The organism is Staphylococcus sp. MSU001 (assembly GCF_052976705.1).
In genome coordinates, this window is the sequence record NZ_JBRIKK010000029.1 from 1 (window position 1) to 14,119 (window position 14,119).

Annotated in this window: 12 protein-coding genes; 1 reads left to right on the forward strand and 11 read right to left on the reverse strand. The window is 33.0% G+C overall.

All coding sequences use genetic code 11. From position 1 onward, the window contains the following. Positions 1–69: 69 nt before the first annotated feature. From ftsZ to bshC, 10 genes are all read right to left on the reverse strand, one after another. A complete protein-coding gene (gene ftsZ, locus ACVBFA_RS10880) occupies positions 70–1,254 on the reverse strand; it encodes a cell division protein FtsZ (protein WP_002446230.1) in 1,185 nt (394 codons plus the stop codon). Between the two features lie 32 nt (positions 1,255–1,286). Then, a complete protein-coding gene (gene ftsA / locus ACVBFA_RS10885) occupies positions 1,287–2,681 on the reverse strand; it encodes a cell division protein FtsA (RefSeq protein WP_002457407.1) in 1,395 nt (464 codons plus the stop codon). Positions 2,682–2,786: 105 nt separating this feature from the next. Continuing rightward, a complete protein-coding gene (locus ACVBFA_RS10890; protein WP_164539667.1) occupies positions 2,787–4,178 on the reverse strand; it encodes a cell division protein FtsQ/DivIB in 1,392 nt (463 codons plus the stop codon). Positions 4,179–4,193: 15 nt separating this feature from the next. After that, entirely contained in the window at positions 4,194–5,543 is a 1,350-nt protein-coding gene (gene murD / locus ACVBFA_RS10895) for a UDP-N-acetylmuramoyl-L-alanine--D-glutamate ligase (RefSeq protein WP_002486280.1), read from the reverse strand. Between the two features lies 1 nt (position 5,544). Beyond that, entirely contained in the window at positions 5,545–6,510 is a 966-nt protein-coding gene (gene mraY, locus ACVBFA_RS10900; protein WP_002446226.1) for a phospho-N-acetylmuramoyl-pentapeptide-transferase, read from the reverse strand. 188 nt (positions 6,511–6,698) lie between these two features. Continuing rightward, positions 6,699–9,026 carry a penicillin-binding protein gene (locus tag ACVBFA_RS10905; protein ID WP_002475929.1) on the reverse strand — a complete coding sequence of 776 codons (2,328 nt, stop codon included), beginning with the start codon at positions 9,024–9,026 and terminating at the stop codon, positions 6,699–6,701. Further along, the gene (gene ftsL / locus ACVBFA_RS10910) at positions 9,007–9,408 is read right to left on the reverse strand and encodes a cell division protein FtsL (RefSeq protein ID WP_002446224.1); all 402 of its coding nucleotides are present in this window, start codon (positions 9,406–9,408) and stop codon (positions 9,007–9,009) included. The genes ACVBFA_RS10905 and ftsL overlap by 20 nt, the downstream gene beginning before the upstream one ends. Positions 9,409–9,420: 12 nt before the next feature. Then, entirely contained in the window at positions 9,421–10,356 is a 936-nt protein-coding gene (gene rsmH, locus ACVBFA_RS10915; protein WP_002446223.1) for a 16S rRNA (cytosine(1402)-N(4))-methyltransferase RsmH, read from the reverse strand. A gap of 14 nt (positions 10,357–10,370) precedes the next feature. After that, positions 10,371–10,802 (reverse strand): division/cell wall cluster transcriptional repressor MraZ, encoded by a 432-nt coding sequence (gene mraZ, locus ACVBFA_RS10920; RefSeq protein WP_001830185.1) that lies wholly within the window; start codon positions 10,800–10,802, stop codon positions 10,371–10,373. A 142-nt stretch (positions 10,803–10,944) separates the two neighbouring features. Next, on the reverse strand, positions 10,945–12,558 hold the full coding sequence (gene bshC / locus ACVBFA_RS10925; protein WP_002490490.1) for a bacillithiol biosynthesis cysteine-adding enzyme BshC: 1,614 nt from the start codon (positions 12,556–12,558) through the stop codon (positions 10,945–10,947). Between the two features lie 182 nt (positions 12,559–12,740). On the opposite strand from bshC, the gene ACVBFA_RS10930 reads away from it, so the two are divergent. Next, positions 12,741–13,181 (forward strand): N-acetyltransferase, encoded by a 441-nt coding sequence (locus tag ACVBFA_RS10930; RefSeq protein WP_002457412.1) that lies wholly within the window; start codon positions 12,741–12,743, stop codon positions 13,179–13,181. A 106-nt stretch (positions 13,182–13,287) separates the two neighbouring features. On the opposite strand, the gene ACVBFA_RS10935 is transcribed toward ACVBFA_RS10930, so the two are convergent. Then, positions 13,288–13,974, reverse strand: coding sequence for a YjjG family noncanonical pyrimidine nucleotidase (locus tag ACVBFA_RS10935; protein ID WP_145368352.1), 687 nt, complete (start codon positions 13,972–13,974; stop codon positions 13,288–13,290). Positions 13,975–14,119 lie beyond the last annotated feature (145 nt).

A 14,119-nucleotide genomic window follows, 5' to 3' on the forward strand; every position in this document is an offset into this window, starting at 1 on the left:
CGAAAAAAATGCCTGAGACTATAAAATGTCTCAGGCTATTTAAAATACAGTGATTATATATACTGACGATTAGCGTCTAGTTCTTCTAGAACGTCTTTCTTCTCTATTTCTAATAAAGCTAGGAATATCATCATCTTTAGTAGTGTGGCTTCTTTCACTTACACTTTCACTTGATTGTGAATGAGAAGTGTGTGCAGAGAATGAATCTTCTTTAGCACTAGCACCAGATTGATGATTAGAACTACTATTTACACTTGAACCAAAACCAGTACTTGTAGCTTTACGACCTTGTGAAGAAGGTTTATCTTCAAAACCAGTTGCGATAACAGTAACTACAATTTCATCTTGGAGCTCTGGGTTAATAACTGTACCGAAAATCATATTCACATCTTCATCTGCAGCATCTTGAACAATATCAGCAGCTTCTTGTGCTTCAAATAAAGAGAGTGATTCTCCACCTGTAATGTTCATAAGTACACCTTGAGCACCTACAATTGATGTTTCTAATAATGGAGATGAAATTGCTTTTTTAGCGGCTTCGACTGCTCTGTTTTCACCAGATGACACACCGATACCCATTAACGCAGAACCTTGATTAGACATAATTGTTTTAACGTCTGCAAAGTCTAAGTTCACTTCACCTGATACTGCAATTAAATCTGAAATACCTTGTACACCTTGACGTAATACATTATCCGCTTCTTTAAATGCTTCCATCATCGGCGTAGATTTGTCAACGATATCTAATAAGCGATCATTTGGAATAACAATTAATGTATCCACTGCTGCTTTCATAGATTCTACACCAGCTGCCGCTTGTGTTTGGCGCTTACGACCTTCGAAACCGAATGGACGCGTAACAACACCTACAGTTAAAGCACCCATTTCTTTTGCAATTTTAGCAACAACCGGCGCAGCACCTGTTCCAGTACCGCCACCCATACCAGCAGTTACGAATACCATATCAGCACCTTGGATAGCATCTTCAATTTGTTCTCTTGATTCTTCTGCTGCTTTCTTTCCAATTTCAGGATTAGCACCAGCACCTAATCCACGTGTTAATTTTTCACCAATTTGAATTTTTGATTCAGCTTTTGATAAGTTTAAAGCTTGTCCATCAGTGTTGATAGCAATAAATTCCACATTATTCATACCATGGTCAATCATTCGGTTAACGGCATTATTTCCGCCGCCACCTACACCGATGACTTTCAATGTGGCTAAATGATTAAATCCTTGTTCAAATTCTAACATTTAATTTTCCTCCTAGTCTTTATGGCCAATAATCATTCAAATAGAGATTTCATTAATTTTTTAAACTTGCTTTCTTCTTTGGCTTTGCCTTCTGTTTGTTGTTCATCTTCTAGATGATTTTCACGGTCTTCATAAGACTCTTCACGAGGCGCTTCTGGAGCTACCTCGTCATTTTCTTTTTTGTTTGATTTACGCTTAAACCAATCAAAACCGCTTGATTTTGTTTCAGTATCTTTATCAGATTCGATAACTTCTTCTTCAAATTCTTCATTATCTTGATAACTAATTGTAACATAATCTAATAACTCGTCAAAAGCGATACTACTAGAAATTGTAGAAATAGCAGAAGAAAATTCCGGTTTTCTGATACCCATTTGTGACGGTGTATGAATTCTCACTTTTTCACTAACCATATCTTGTAGTAATTCTTTTACACCTAGTAAATTTGCAGATCCGCCAGTAACTACAAATCCTCCGTTTACTTTTGTAAGCCCTAGCTCTTGTAAAACGTCAAAGACTTCAAAGAATATATCTTCGACTCTTTGTTCAATAAAGTCACTTAAATCTTTTTGAGTATATTGAACATGTTCATCTGAATCAACTTGATCTACTGAAAAGACATCTTGATCTGAAGCAGAGTCATAAAATGCATGACCATATTGATGTTTTACCTTTTCAGCTGTGTCATATGTAGTATTTAGTCCTTGAGCAATATCATCCGTAATGTCTCGACCGGCCATTTCTATAGATTCAGCATCTACAAGTTCTCCTCGTTCATAGAAAGCAACTTGCGTTAAATCTTCACCGATATCAATGACACAAGCGCCTAATTCTTTCTCCGTTGGTGTAAGAATAGAACCATAATTATACGCATCAGAATAAACATCTAACACGTCAACACCACATGCCTCAACACATTTAATCATATTGATTAAAATAGATTTTTGGATTGCGATGACACCTGCATCTACTTTTAATGAATGTCTTGCAATTAATTCTTTTGGATCTGAAACTTCATTGTCCTTGTCAACTACAAAACGAATTGGGAATACATTTATCACTTCAGTTTCAGGCACATCATTTTTATCCCGGATACCTTCTAAAACTGATTCAATATGCGTGCCATCAATTTCAGTATCCTCGTAAAATTCAATTTCATTTGATTCATCATATACTTCGGTACCGATGATAGGTAGTTTTAAAAATACATCTTTTATATCTACACCAGAGGCAATTGAAGCCTTCTTAATTGTATCTTTAATTGCTTGTCTTGCAATATCAAAATCATCAATTAAACCATTCTTGATACCACTTGTGTAGGTTTGCCCTGTACCTATCACATTAATTCCGTTGTGAAATTTTTCGCCTACTATTGTTTTTACGCTTGATGAACCTATATCTATGCTCACATAGTAATGTTCCTCCATAGATAGGCACCTCCTGACAAATTATACTATTTAAGTACACTATGTTTAGTGTACAATACGTTGAATAGCTTGTGAACTATAAACACATACTATTATCGAAATTTTTTAATTATTTTCTTTAGATTGTTTATTAATTTTATTCAACACATTTTGAAGTTCTTCTTTTGCATCATTTTCTTCTTGTGTTGACTTGGTTACATTTTGTTCAGTACCCGATTGAACAGTTGATGAACCTTGATAAGGAATAAATGACGCTCCAACCGATAAATCAATATACCCATTTGTCTTAAGTTCGCCAGAATCATCTCTGCTTAATGATTGTGACATTTGAGGATAATATTGCATTTTGTCTGCAATCGTTGTAATGTCACCAATGACTTGCATATTATCTTTGGTAAAAATCTTTATGCGACTTTGTTTATTTTTAGTTGGTGCGTAACTCACCTCTGCTATTAAGTTTCTCACTTTAGGTGACATTTCAGATAAAGCTTTTATAATTCGTGTTTTTTTGTCTCCTTTGAACCCATCAATGATAGGTCCATCATGTGAAACTTCATCTTTGTATTCTGTTAATTCTTTACCATCTTCTATAATTGGCACATATTTATCTTTATTTTTTTCTAAACCAACAATTTGGTACTCAGTCACGTTAACAGTTAACGTGTTTGGTAATTGTTTATGAATATCAACTTCTTTGATTAAAGGATTCTGTTTTAAGTTCCTAATCGCTTTATTTTTACTAAAAGTATACATTCGTGAACGTGAAGTAACGTTAAGTTCTTTCTTTATTTTACTCGTACTTACGTTGTTATTACCTTTAATATTTACATTTGATATTTTACTTAGTGGTGTAAACATATAGAGTAAAATGAGAACAATGATAAGAATGAGTAGTGTGATAATTGTATATTGGATTCTTTTTTGCTTTTTACGTCTTATGGCTCTTTTTTCTTCTAAACTAAGCGGTTTAATTTGAGTTACCTTCTCATTACTATTGAACGATGTAAATGTTTCATTTTCTTTTTTAGAAGTAAATTTACTTAGTAATTTATGTTTTTTAGAATGACGAGAGTCTTTAGTTTGTTTTTCGCTCTGATGATCAGCTAGAAATTCCTCTTCGTCTACATTACTTTGACGCGTTTCGCTTGTTTGTTGAACACTACGATTATTTAATTTATTATTATTATATTTTTGATTGTCATCTTCATCATTAACATTATCCTCAATTAAATCACTTTTTATTTCTATATCTTGATTATGCGACTTGTGATTATCAATAAATTTATCCATTGGTTTAGTTTCTAACTGTGATTGTGTAGACGTAGCATCTTTTTCTTTACTTTGGTTATCTATGCGACGTCTTCTGCGTTGGCGAGCGTTTTTATTCCGTCTAAAAAGCTCTAAGTCTTCATTACTTTGACTATCATTCAAATGGATTGTATTATCGTCTTTATTCGACATATTCTCATTATTAGGTTGATTTTTATTCTCTTCCATGAGCATTCACACTCCTTAGTATGATGGCAAGTGCGCTCGGAATCTATCGATAAACTTCTCACCACGTTCTTCAAATGTATGATACTGATCCCAACTTGCACAAGCTGGCGATAATAAAACAACATCATTGGGCTCGACTATATCTTGAATTTTATCAACAGCATCCTCTACGTCTGTTGCTTTAATCACATACTTACCTTGACTATTTCCCAATTTAGCAAATTTATCTTGTGTTTCTCCAAAAACAACCATCACACGTACATTTTCCATATAAGGAATAAGTTCATCGAATTCATTACCACGATCTAATCCACCACACAACCAAATAATTGGTTGATCAAAAGAGTTAAGCGCAAATTGAGTAGCTAAAGTATTAGTTGCTTTTGAATCATTATAATATTTATTTGTGCGATTTGTACCAATATACTGAAGTCTATGATCAATACCAGAAAAAGTAACAAGACTATCTACAATAGCTTTGACTGGCACACCAGCAATGATCGATGCTAATACAGCTGCTAAAATATTTTCCAGGTTATGTTCTCCCGGTAGTACTAAGTCTTTAGTGTTAATAATGCGAATGCCGTTAAAAACGATGAAACCATCTTTAATGTATATCCCATCAACTTCTTGCTGTGTTGAAAAATAAAATGTTTTTGCTTCTAGATTTTCTGATTCAATTAGGTGTCTTTGGTGATAATTACAAATAAGATAATCATCTTTAGTTTGATTTTTATATATTTGCTTTTTAGCATTTTGATAGTTCTCTAACGTTTCATGGTAATCCAAATGTGCAGAATAAATATTTGTAATGATAGCGATATGTGGTTTATATTTCTCAATACCTAATAATTGAAAAGATGATAATTCTGTTATTAAATACTCATCTGATTTAACTTCTTGTGCAACGTTTGAGGCTACATAACCAATATTTCCAGAAAGCCGTCCAGTTAACACGCTTTTTTGGAACATATCACCGATTAGTGAAGTGACAGTTGTTTTACCGTTAGTTCCAGTAACTGCTATGATTGGTGCCTCAGAAATTAAATAGCTAAGTTCAACCTCTGTTAAGATTTTAAGCCCTCTTTTTGCTGCTTCTTCAATAATTGATACAGTATATGGAATACCTGGATTTTTCACAATGATGGGATTATCATCTAATAAAGAAAAAGGATGACTACCGCTAATTACCTCAATGCCCATAGATTCTAAATCTTTAGCATGTGCATCCTGTGAAAGATCCTTTCCATCATTGACTTTAACGTTAGCACCTAATTTAAGGAGAAGTTTCGCCGCTTCATATCCACTTTTTGCTAAGCCTACTACTAAAACATTTTTATTTTCTAATTCAGTGTAATTTAGCAATTTAATGCACTCCAATCCATAAACCTATTAATCCTGTAATTAAACCTACCGTCCAAAATACTGTTACTACCTTCCATTCACCCCAACCACTTAATTCAAAGTGGTGATGTATAGGACTCATCTTGAAAATACGTTTCTTCGTTAATTTATATGAGGCTACTTGTAACATTACAGATAATGTCTCAACTACAAACACAAAACCAATTAATATTAATGATAATTCTTGATTCAACATGATTGAAATCGTCGCAAAAATACCACCTAAAGCAAGACTTCCTGTGTCTCCCATGAAAACTTTCGCTGGATTTAAATTGTAAGGTAAGAAACCTAGTAAAGCGAAAATCATTATAATACAAAATATGCCAATAGCCGGTGAATCTAACATGTAACTCATTACAGCATACATAGCAAAACCTATTATTGACAAACCAGTTGCCAATCCATCTAAGCCATCTGTTAAGTTTACAGCATTTGAGAAACCAACTTGCCAAAAGACAATAAATATCACATAAGCAAATGACAACGGAATATCAAAATTCACAAATGGAATATGCAAATCTGTCGTAAAATGTACAAGGTGAAAAACATCACTTAGCACAAAAAATATAACTGCAATAATTATTTGTGCTAGAAACTTTTGTTTACTAGTTAATCCTTGGTTATTCTTTTTAACTACAATAATATAGTCATCAATAAATCCAATAAGACCAAAACCGATTGTTACAAATAGTAACAAAATAATAGGATTGGAATGGTCTACAAAGATAATTGCAATGATGGAGGTAATTATAATACTAATTAAAAATGTAAGCCCACCCATAGTAGGTGTACCTGTTTTTTTCATATGGCTTTGAGGCCCTTCTTCACGGATACTTTGTCCAAATTTCATACGTTTCAATGTTGGAATAAGTATTGGGACTAAAATAAATGTTATCAGTAATGCGATGATCGCGTATATAAAGATCATATAAATCTCCTTTTCTTCACTTTCTAATTTTAGTTCTTTTTATTTGTAAATAACCTTTAATATTTTATCAGTTTTTGTTTTATTTTAATATACGACATTATCTATTTATTAAATAAGGTTGGGACCATTCGTGAGCTAATCCCTAAAATGTTAATCCCAACCTGTTGTTGATATCAAGTTCTCTTAAATTAATTATTTCTCTCAGAACCTGATGTTTCATTTGTGCTGTCATCAGAATCATTTTTCGAGTCGGCGTTCGACTTTTCATTCTTACTTGATGAAGACGCATTTGAATTATCCTCATCAACTTTATCTTTCTTTGATTTTTTATCCGAAGAGTCCTCATCAGTTTTCTCTTGGTCATCATCCGTATCTTCAGCAGATAATGACACTTCTATCTTATCTTTATTTTTAATGATTTGACCTTTTGAGATACTTTGATTCGTGACAAATCCATTACCTTTAGTAGAAACTTTAATTTTCGTTAAATCTTCAAAAGCAAGTACATCTTCCTTTGTCCATCCGGTCATATCCGGCATTGTTAATTCCCCGTCTGTCATTAACATTACTTTACTGTGCGGTAGGACTTTGGTACCTGACTTAACTGATTGTTGTTTAATTTGTTTGCCATTACCAATCGTAATAGGTTTAAGAGATTGAGCATTGACGCTATCCTCTGCTTTTTGAACTTCATCTCCTTGCACGTTAGGCACTTTACTATAGTCAGTTTTTGATGAAGTATCACTAGATTTTCCAACATTTAAATATTTCAGCGTATTCTCCATAATTGGTTTAAATGCTTTGCTCACACCCATTTCATATGCTTCTTGATCATTTTTTTGAGCAAGACTCATACCTGCATAGACAATGACTTTAGGATCTTTCTTAGGTGCATCCCCCATGAAACTTACAAAGTAAGGATTTTCACCTTTAACATAACCGCCTCCATTTGAATCAGCTACTTGTGCTGTTCCTGTCTTACCTTCAATATCATAACCTTTTACGCGATAATTCATGGCATGACTCTTCTTACTATTTACTACTTTATCAAGTTCTTCTTCAACTTTATTGGCTGTTTCTTGCGTTACTGGTTTACCAGCAAACTCTTTTTTACCAGAGTAATAATTCTTTTTAGTTATTGGATTATCGATACTACTTACAAACCATGGTTTAAGCATATTTCCTTTATTAAAGAATGCCGATTGTGCTTGAATCATTTGAGCAGGAGTAACAGTTGTTGATTGACCAAATGCTGACGTTTTTTGTTGTAATTCATTTGCCCAACCAATATTACCTGCAGCTTCTCCATCAAACATACCACCCGTTTTTTTGCCAAATCCAAAGCGTTCATACCAAGATTTCATTTTATCAGCACCAACCAAATCTTGTAAGTGCATCATCAATGTATTTGATGAATAAGTAAAACCTAACGACATGGGTATACGTCCCCAACCAGTTTTATTCCAATCGGAAATTTCAGAGCCCATAATATTTCTATGACCTGATTTATACTTTTCATCCGGTTTGAACTTACCTTCTTGAATTGCTGCAGCTAAGCCGTATGTTTTAAAAGTAGAGCCCGGTTCATATGTATTTTGATATAAATCGTTCGCCCACTTTTTGCCAAAATCTTTACCTGTTTCAGGATTAAAAGTCGGACGTTGGCTATATGCAAGTATTTCACCAGTTTTTGCGTCCATTACTACTGCAAATAAATCTTTTGGAGCATAACGTTCAACCATGTCATCAAGCGCTTCTTCCACAAAGACTTGGATATTAGAATCAATTGTTAAGTGTACATCGTCTCCACGTTTAGGTTGTTGCTCTTTCTTCGTATTAGGTGCAATGTAGCCCCATATATCATGAATATATTTAAGTGCACCTCTTGATCCATTTAAATAACTATTAAATATTTTTTCAACACCTAATGCACCATTTAATTCACCAGTATCAGGATCTTTCTGTGCCATCCCTATTAAATGAGAAGCAAAATTACCATTAGGATAAAAGCGCTCAGTTTCTGGGTAAAGTGCTATACCAGGTAATTTCATTTTCTCTATTTTTTCTTTTTCTTGATAAGTTAAATTAGTACCTTTCTGACCAAATTCGATTTGAAAGGCTTTCTTATTATTAAGTCGTTTTTCTATTTCATCAGCATCCATATCTATGATTTCAGCTAATTTTTTTGCTGTCTTTTTTTTATCAACCACGTGTCGAGGCTTTTTACTTTCTTTACTTGCTTTTTTATCCACAACTGCAACAAGTTTATATCTTTCTACATCTTCTGCTAAAACTTTACCATTACGATCATAAATCTTACCTCGTTCTGGTTGTTGAGAATTTTTGACTAAATATTTCTCATTGGCTTTCATAATTAAATCTTGACCATTGGAGTGGCCAGTAATCATTATATAAGAAAACCTTAGCACCAATATAAAAAAGAGCAGTCCGAATAAACCAACAAGTAGGACTGCTCCTATTTTATTTTTTTTAATTTTAATTTTTCGCTTCGCCATTATTACGCACTACCTTTACATTGTCGTTCTCTAGGCTCATGCCCTGCTTCTTAGCCTTGTCGTAAATGCGTTCATATGAAGAATTTTTCTTAATTTCAGACTTTAATGCGCTGTTTTCACTAGATTGTTTCTCTATTTTTTGATCCAAATCTGCAATTTTTCCTCGCGTATCGTACGCATCCATTTTTAAAGATAGCATATAAATACTTATTAGAGCAATTACAGTTATTAATGCTATGTATAAAATTTTTTCAAATCTAGTAAGTTGAACAACAACTTTTCTTTTAACGGTTTGTTTTTCAGGACTCGATTGTGGTTGTCTTTGTGGGATACTGGTTTGTGTCGCTTCATCATAAGGTTGATAAATTTTTTCTACAGCCATTATACTTACTCCTTATTTTAATATTTCTGCTACGCGTAACTTGGCGCTACGTGCTCGATTGTTTTCGTTTAAATCGTCATCAGTAGCGGTAATCGGTTTGCGATTCACTCGTTTTAACTTAGGTGTATATGCTTCAGGAATAACAGGTAGACCTCTTGGTACATCTGGACCTTTCTCAAACTCTTGGAAAATTTGTTTACACAAACGATCTTCCAAAGAGTGGAAAGTAATTACTGATATTCTACCTCCGACCTTCACACATTCAATGGCTTGCTCAACTGAATCTTCAAAAGCTGACAACTCATCATTCACAGCAATTCGAATAGCTTGGAACACGCGTTTTGCAGGATGTCCCCCTTTCCGTCTTGCTTTCGCTGGTATGCCTTCTTTAATGACATCAACTAGTTCTAAAGTTGTTTCAATCGGTTGTTGTTCTCGGTGGGCTTCAATTCTACGTGCAATTTGTTTAGAAAATTTCTCTTCGCCGTAACGATAGAAAATCTTAACTAATGCTTCATAAGACCATTGATTAACTACTTCATATGCAGAAAGTGATTGTGTTTGATCCATTCGCATATCAAGTTTCGCATCATTGTGATAACTGAAACCTCTTTCAGGCACATCCAATTGAGGACTTGAAACACCTAAGTCATAATAAATACCATCTACTTTATCAATTTCTAATTCATTTAAAATATTTGTTAATTCTCGAAAGTTGTTATGAACAAAAGTGACTTTGTGCAAATGTTCTTTTAAAACTTCTTTCGCATTTTCTATGGCTGTTAAATCTTGATCAATCGCAATAAGTCTACCTTTATCATTTAATTGATTAAGTAAATAGAGGGCATGTCCTGCTCCACCTAACGTACAGTCAACATACACACCATCTTCTTTAATATTTAAATAATCAATGGTTTCGTTTAACATGACGCTCACATGATGAAACATTTAAATTCCTCCATTTAAAAATCAAAATCTATTAAATCTTCAGCAATGTCTTCGAAACTTTCTTCAGATTCATCATAGAAATCATTCCAAGTTTCTCTGTCCCAAATCTCAATACGATTTGAAACACCAATTACTGTACATTCCTTACTTAAATTGGCGTATTTTCTTAAATTTTGCGGAATATTAATACGCCCTTGTTTATCTAATTCTACTTCTACAGCACCTGAGAAGAACATACGCATAAATTTACGCGCGTCTTTTTTTGTCATAGGTAAGGTTTTCATCTTCTCTTCAATTTGCTGCCACTCTTCTAGAGTGTAACCAAATAAACATTTATCAAGGCCTCTTGTGATAATAAAACGTTCATTTAGATCATAACGAAACTTGGACGGTATAATCATACGTCCTTTTGTATCCAATTGATGATCGAATTCTCCCATGAACATTTTTATCACCTCACCTTATTTATAATTTACCACATCTCCCCACTATCCTCCACTAATTATACAAAAAAGGTGCAAATAATTTGCTCAAACACAAAAAAACCCGTTTTATCTTTAAGATAAAACGGGTAAAAACACTGTCATATCAAGGTTTTATAATCAAATGATCAAACGAGTAAGAAAGTGGTGGATAGGTGGAGGGACTGAACACATCTATCCCAAAATCATTCATAATTTGAAGTGGATTCCAAACTCTTTCTTGTAGACCACCCATTGGATGGAGTGTTTCACTGATTTCTCTAAACTGTCGCATACTTATATCATTTTCTCTTTCAATATTCAGTAGGTATCGTTTGATTAAATAATCGTATTGATTGAGATGAATTTGATTATTTTTTTCTAAAAGAAGTTGGTTGTCATAGTTATTTTCCACATAAGTTAATAAATTATTATAAAGTTCTTGTTGCTGAGTTTTCATTTCTTCTACTTCATTTATAAAATTATTTGACGCTTTTTCACGAACAAAACGTTGACGTTCCTGTTCTACTCCATTTGCAATGACAGACTCTATTGATAAATTATATTGTTTTAATAACTTTTTAGTTCTAGCATATAAATACGTGATTCTTAATCTTGGCATAACAATAGGCATTTCTACATTTAACGTATCGAAGACACCTTTTAATTCTGCCCAATATTTGATTTCGCTTGGACCTCCGATAAATGCTACTGTGTTAAACAACCATTCCTCTACAACTGGACGTGTAACAACATTATTAGAAATTCTTTCAGGCTCTCTTTCTATGATATCTAATAAATTTTGTTTCGTGTAACGTTTCTCAGTTTTATTCAGTTTAAAATAAGTGCCATCAAAATTTAAAAGCTGTCTCATTCCGTCTTCATGGATAAACAAATGCGTGTTTGTCTCTGTTTGTATCATTGATGGAAGTTGTTGTTGAGTTGTTCGTATCTGAGTTTCACGAAAAGATTGATCGACTTGATCCCTCTTTTCTAATATCTCTTTAAACAACGGTTTCTCCATCTGTCTTAATTCAGGGTATTGAGCATCAATGAGTAGAATGCCATAATCCTTAAACACTTCATGTATCAATCCCTTAAAAATATCAGTCCATGAATCATATTGATTAATAATATTGACGCACATTTGATAAACATCTTGAGTATGTACAGTTTCCTTTATTTCTTTAAAAAAGTGATTTAATGATGCTTTTAATTCGTTCTTATCAGGAGTATATCTTGAAACATTACTATCTGGTGGTGTCATCGTATGATACTTTACTTTTTTCAAAGTAGTTTCTTTATTATTGAATGCATACGTATGATTTACCTCTTCAAAATCATGGTCCTCACCAGCAATCCAAAACACAGGTACAATAGGCGTATCGTATTCCTCAGAAAGTTGACGACTTAAAGTTATAATTGAGAAAATCTTATGAAACGTATACAGTGGACCCCCAAAAAGACCAGCTTGTTGTCCACCAATCACTACTTTTGCACCATCAGCTAAAGCATCTATGTTATTCAGTTGCTGATGTGTTAAATTTAATTCATTCATGTAAGATTTAATCACTCGTGATAAATGAAATTCCCTTCCGTTATTAGGTGTTTTTAATCTTCTATCAAAGCTTTCTTTTTGCGCTGCATCATATTCATAAAAAGATGTAATTTGAGATTCACTATTTTTTATTTTATTAATGAACTGATCCTGTTCAGTTAACTTTAACGTATTACACTTCATGTTTTTACTCCTTCATTATCACTATTCCTCATATAGTATAAAGATTATATTTCTTATTGACAATTTAACGGCTTATACATTAATTTATCTAAATTTTTGACAAAACAACCAAGTATGATTATTAAATGAAAAAGCATTTTAAAGAGGGTATAATAAAATAAAGAAACAAAGGGGGAAACGATATGGGTGAAGTTAAACATTTACAAATCAATTACAAAACTGATGAGCTTTTCGCTGATTTCAGAGAATTTGGTAACAAGAACCTATATATGATTGAGGAGTTAAAGGGACAAATGATTGATGCAAGTTCCGATTCTCCTTTTTATGGAATTTTTGTTGGTAATAAATTAGTTGCGAGAATGGCATTACTTGATAAAGGGGAAGTAGAAGAAACTTATTTTCCTAATAGCAATGACTATATTCTACTTTGGAAATTAGAAGTATTAGATACTTACCAAAGACGTGGATATGCTAAGCAACTATTAAACTTTGCTAAAGAAAATAAAAAACCAATTAAAGCTATTGCTAGAAATAACTCAAAAGCGTTCTTTTTAAAACAAGGTTTTAAAGATGTAGCAACCAAAAATCCTGAAGGGCACGACATCCTAATATGGAATCCATAATGTCGTAACAATAATATATCAATTAAACTGAGCCAACACTTGTAGTGATAAATTTTACAAGCGTTGGCTCAACTTATACTTCTTCAATTGTCTTTATCTCTCCTATTCACTCAACAATGTGAATCATTTCTGATAAGTCATTAATGATATAATCCGGTTGAATAGACGTATGGTTCTCTTTTTGTCTGTTATTAAACCAACATGTTGATATATTAGCATTTTTACCACCTAAAATATCAGACGTTAAAGAATCTCCCACAATTAGAGTTTGATTCCTGTTATTCTCTCCGATATGTTCAAACACAAAATCGAAGAACTCTGTCATCGGTTTTTGAAATCCAGCTTGTTCAGATATAAAGACGTCTTGAAATATTTCATTAAATTGTGTCTGAGCAATTCGTCGTAGCTGTGTTTCTGTTACACCATTGGTTACTATAAATAGAGAATGATTTAATTTTAATTGTTGTATAACTTCTAATGTATGATCAAATAATTTGACTGGTGCCTTTGCTAATTCATCTCTAAAGCACTCATCAGCTTCTTTTCCATTTACATGAATATGATAGTCATTAAAATAATTAATAAATCGTTGTGACAGCACTTCATCTTTAGTCAATTTATTTTGTTGAAATGCTTCCCAATGTGCTTGGTTCACTTTCCTAAAATGTTCGAAATCCTGTTGACTTGGCTGATGATTATATTTCTGCGCTAAATTATAAAACGCTTTTTTCTCAGCATCATAAAAATCCACTAATGTATCGTCGAAATCAAATAATATATTTTTGAATTTCATATTCAAATCTCCTATTTATTAACAATCTTTTTTTTAATAAAATAGTAACAAATAAAATGGCACAAAAAAAGACCAGAGCATTCGCTCTGGCCAATAATTAATCATGTATTAGAAACCGAAGATTTTACCTAATACGCTAACGCCA